Annotated in this window: 2 protein-coding genes; one reads left to right on the forward strand and one right to left on the reverse strand. The window is 61.3% G+C overall.

Annotated elements, in window-relative coordinates; all coding sequences use genetic code 11:
* Positions 1-220: 220 nt before the first annotated feature.
* The gene (locus A3764_RS20325; protein ID WP_067927906.1) at positions 221-814 is read left to right on the forward strand and encodes a gamma-glutamyl kinase; all 594 of its coding nucleotides are present in this window, start codon (positions 221-223) and stop codon (positions 812-814) included.
* A gap of 10 nt (positions 815-824) precedes the next feature.
* On the opposite strand, the gene A3764_RS20330 is transcribed toward A3764_RS20325, so the two are convergent.
* On the reverse strand, positions 825-2202 hold a 1378-nt coding region (locus tag A3764_RS20330), incomplete at its 5' end, for an ATP-binding protein (RefSeq protein WP_082866007.1).

Consider the following 2202-nt stretch of genomic DNA (forward strand, 5'->3'; position numbering starts at 1 on the left):
GCCGTTGCCATTTCGCCTGTCTCCTGTGTGTCATATCGGCCTGACAGGGGCAATCGCCCGGTTTCCGCCGATAGGCTTTATGTTCTGCTAATGTTCTATATGAGACCAAATAGAGAACGTTTCAACTAAATTGTCGTAAGCTCCATGGTTTTCGCGTAAGGGTTAAAATGTCGTTTAAGTCGAAGCCGCCGGAAAGGCGGACAAATACGGGGGGCAGATCATGCTGGTGTTCTTCAAGGAGCGGCTTGCCTTCCTGTCCGTGCCCAAGACGGGGACGACGGCCTATGAATCGGCCCTCGCGTCACGGGCCGACATGGTGCTTTCGGATCCGCCGATGCTGAAACACGCGCCGGTCTATCGCTACAATCGTTTCATCCGGCCGATGTACCTGAAGGTCTGCGATGCGGAGCTTGAACTGATGGCGGTGATGCGGGAGCCCATCGATTGGCTGGGAAGCTGGTATCGCTACCGCCAGCGCCCTTTCATGAATGGGAAACCGAATGCGACCTTCGGAATCAGCTTCGATGATTTCGTGCTGGCCTATATGAAAGGCAAGCGCCCCCCCTTTGCCGACGTGGGTAGCCAGTTCAAGTTTCTGGAGGCGCAGCCAAACGGCACGGCGGTGACCCATCTGTTCCGCTACGAAGACCAGCCGCGCCTGCAGTCGTTTCTGAATGACAGGCTGGGGGTGACACTGGAACTCGCGCGCGAAAACGTTTCCCCACCCATGGAGCTTTCGCTGTCGGACGACGTGGCCCGGCGGTATCGCCGGAAATTCGCGGAGGAATACGACCTTTACGAAAGTATCGGCTGACGGGCTACGCTCAATGCAGTTGCGCGTGCACCGTTTCCGTCAGATCGGTGAGCGAGAAGGGTTTGGGCAGGAAGACGGAATTGGGAATCTTGATCTGTTCCTCGGCAAAACTGTCCTCCGCGTAGCCCGAAACGAAGACGACCCGCACGTCCGGCCTGTCTTTCAAGGCGAGCCGCACCCATGAAGGCCCGTCCATGCCGGGCATCACCACATCGGTCACGAATATGTCGATCTCGAGGGTTTCGTCCTCCAGCGTGCGCAGGGCCGCTTCGGCGGATTCCGCCTCCAGCACCGTGTAACCGCGCAGGCGCAGGGCCCGGCTGGCAAAGGCGCGCACGGGGGCCTCATCCTCCACCAGCAGGATGACACCGTCGCCGTGACGCGGATTGGGTTGGGGCGCCGGTACGCGCGCCGGGGCCACCTGCGGCTGGGGCAGTTGCTGGGCCGGAAAGTAGAGGGTAAAACAGGTGCCCTGCCCCGGCACGCTGTCCACGAAGATATAGCCGCCGGTCTGCTTGATGATGCCGTAGGCAGTGGACAGACCAAGCCCGGTGCCCTCGCCCGTGCGCTTCGTGGTATAGAACGGTTCGAACACCTTTTGCAGCCGGTCGCCCGGAATCCCCGTGCCGTTGTCGGAGACCGATACCGTCACGTAGGAGCCGGGCGGCACGGTCACACGGTCCCGGATCAGCGGTTCGGAAAGCGTTTCGTTCTGGGTCAGGATGGTAATCTCACCCCCCGCGGGCATCGCGTCCCGCGCGTTGACCACGAGGTTCATCAGGACTTGTTCCAACTGCCGCTTGTCTGCGCGAATGGGGTGCAGAACCGGGTCATGGCTGAGCGACAGGGATACTTTTTCCCCTACCAGCCGGTTCAGCAGGTGGGTGAGGTCCGCCAGCGTATCGCGCATGTCGAGCGTTTCTGGCCGCAGGGTCTGCTTGCGCGAGAATGCCAGCAGCTGCCCCACCAGCGCTGCGGCGCGGTTGGCGTTCTGGTTGATCTGCATCAGGTCGGCATAATCCTTGTCGCCCTGATCGTGCCGCAGCAGCAAGAGATCGCAATGGCCTGAGATGGCCGTGAGCAGGTTGTTGAAATCATGGGCCACGCCCCCGGCGAGCTGCCCGATCGCCTGCATCTTCTGGCTCTGGACGAACTGCGCTTCGAGCGATTTCAGTTCGGTCGCGTCCTGCAGCACCGCGATCAGGCAGGGACCCTCAGGCTCGGCCACCCGGTTGAGCGTGACCTGCACGAAAATTTCGGCATCGTCCCGGGTCAGCCGCAGGAATTCCGCCTTCCGCGAGAGCCGCTCGGAAAGCGTGTCGTCGAACCAGTCGCTCACCGAACGGCCAAGGCCTTCCATCATCGCCGACAGATGCACACCCACGGCC

This window comes from Sulfitobacter sp. HI0129 (assembly GCF_001635395.1).
Lineage (GTDB): Bacteria > Pseudomonadota > Alphaproteobacteria > Rhodobacterales > Rhodobacteraceae > Sulfitobacter.